Genomic DNA, 2,042 nt, shown 5'->3' with positions numbered 1-2,042 from the left:
GGGGTCGGGTCGACGCCGAGCGCGGCCTGCCGTGCGGGCACTGCGGCGCCCGCACGGACCTCGTCCGCGCGGACGTGCAGGGCTGCGCGCGGTGCCCCCACCGCGCGGTCGTGCCGCGCGGGGAGGACCGGGCAGACCCCCGCTGGTGCCCCCTGTGCAACCCGTGAGCGTGCGTCCCCGTCCCGTGCGCGCTGCCCCGGGCGGCCCCCAGGTGCCGCCGGTCCCGGCTACGCCTCCGTGACGAGGTCCTCCGCGTCGACGATCCGGTACGCGTAGCCCTGCTCCGCCAGGAAGCGCTGGCGGTGCGCGGCGAAGTCCTGGTCCACGGTGTCGCGCGCGACGACGGCGTAGAAGTGCGCCGTCCGACCGTCGGCCTTGGGGCGCATGATCCGCCCGAGCCGCTGCGCCTCCTCCTGGCGGGACCCGAAGGACCCGCTCACCTGGATCGCGACGGCCGCCTCGGGCAGGTCGACGGAGAAGTTCGCGACCTTGCTGACGACGAGCCGGCGCACCTCCCCGGAGCGGAACGCGTCGAAGAGGCGCTGCCGCTCCCGGACGGGGGTCTCGCCCGTGATGAGCGGCGCGTCGAGGTGGTCCGCGAGCAGCTCGAGCTGGTCGAGGTACTGCCCGATCACCAGCACCTGTTCCTCGGCGTGCTTGGCCACGAGCTGCTCGACCACGCGGTTCTTGCCCGTCGCCGACGCCGCGAGCCGGTACTTGTCCTCGGGCTCGGCGGTCGCGTACAGCAGCCGGTCGCGGTCGGGGAGCGTGAGGCGGACCTCCACGCAGTCGGCGGGCGCGATGTAGCCCTGCGCCTCGATGTCCTTCCACGGCGCGTCGAACCGCTTGGGCCCGATGAGCGAGAAGACCTCGTCCTCGCGGCCGTCCTCGCGCACCAGCGTCGCGGTGAGGCCGAGGCGCCGGCGGGCCTGCAGGTCGGCGGTCATCCGGAAGATCGGGGCGGGCAGCAGGTGGACCTCGTCGTAGAGGATGAGGCCCCAGTCGCGCGCGTCCAGCAGCTCCAGGTGGGGGTAGACGCCCTTCCGGCGCATCGTCAGGACCTGGTAGGTCGCGATGGTGACCGGGCGGACCTCCTTGCGGGCGCCGGAGTACTCGCCGATCTCGTCCTCGGTCAGGCTCGTGCGGCGCAGCAGCTCGTCGCGCCACTGGCGGGCGGAGACGGTGTTGGTGACGAGGATGAGCGTCGTCGTGCGCGAGCGGGCCATCGCCCCGGCGCCCACCAGCGTCTTGCCGGCCCCGCAGGGCAGGACGACGACGCCGGAGCCGCCGTGGAAGAAGTTGTCGACGGCCTGCTCCTGGTAGGGCCGCAGCGACCAGCCGTCCGTGACGAGGTCGATCGGGTGCGCCTCGCCGTCGACGTAGCCGGCGAGGTCCTCGACCGGCCAGCCGAGCTTGAGCAGCACCTGCTTGAGGCGACCGCGCTCGCTGGCGTGGACCACGACGTCGTCGTCGTCCAGGCGCGTGCCGACCAGGCCCGCCGTCTTGCGGGACCGCAGCACCTCCTCGAGCACCGGACGGTCCAGGGCGTGCAGCACGAGCCCGTGCGTCGGGTGGGAGACGAGCTGGAGGCGGCCGTAGCGGGACATCGTCTCGGCGACGTCGACGAGCAGCGCGTGCGGCACCGGGTACCGGGAGTGCTCGAGCAGCACGGCGACGACCTGCTCGGCGTCGTGCCCCGCGGCGCGCGCGTTCCACAGGCCCAGCGGCGTGAGCCGGTAGGTGTGGACGTGCTCGGGGGCGCGCTCGAGCTCGGCGAAAGGGGCGATCGCGCGGCGGCAGGCCTCGGAGGCGGGGTGGTCGACCTCCAGCAGCAGGGTCTTGTCGCTCTGCACGATCAGCGGACCGTCGGTCACGCGGGCTCCTCGGGGTGGGCGTCGGTGGGTCTGGGTAACACCGTGGCGCGGAGGGCTGTTCCCGCCGCCGCGGACGACGGCGTGGTGCCGGCCCGGCCCGTCCTCAGACGGGGGTGACCGACGCGATGCGGTGCACGGCGACCGTCATCTCCGTCTCGCGCTCCGCGT

Annotated in this window: 2 protein-coding genes; one reads left to right on the top strand and one right to left on the bottom strand. The window is 74.0% G+C overall.

Going from position 1 to position 2,042, the window contains the following annotated elements; all coding sequences use genetic code 11:
* Nucleotides 1-167: DUF6671 family protein (locus N866_RS22815; protein ID WP_425393979.1), on the top strand; the 167-nt coding region annotated here is incomplete at its 5' end.
* 60 nt (nt 168-227) lie between these two features.
* Here N866_RS22815 and N866_RS18225 read toward each other — a convergent pair.
* On the bottom strand, nt 228-1,874 hold the full coding sequence (locus N866_RS18225; protein WP_034229395.1) for a DNA repair helicase XPB: 1,647 nt from the start codon (nt 1,872-1,874) through the stop codon (nt 228-230).
* Nucleotides 1,875-2,042: the final 168 nt, after the last annotated feature.

Origin of the sequence: Actinotalea ferrariae CF5-4, from assembly GCF_000603945.1 — a bacterium.
GTDB classification, from domain to species: domain Bacteria; phylum Actinomycetota; class Actinomycetes; order Actinomycetales; family Cellulomonadaceae; genus Actinotalea; species Actinotalea ferrariae.
The sequence above is the reverse complement of the archived record's forward strand: the minus strand, read 5'-3'. Positions and strand labels throughout refer to the sequence as shown.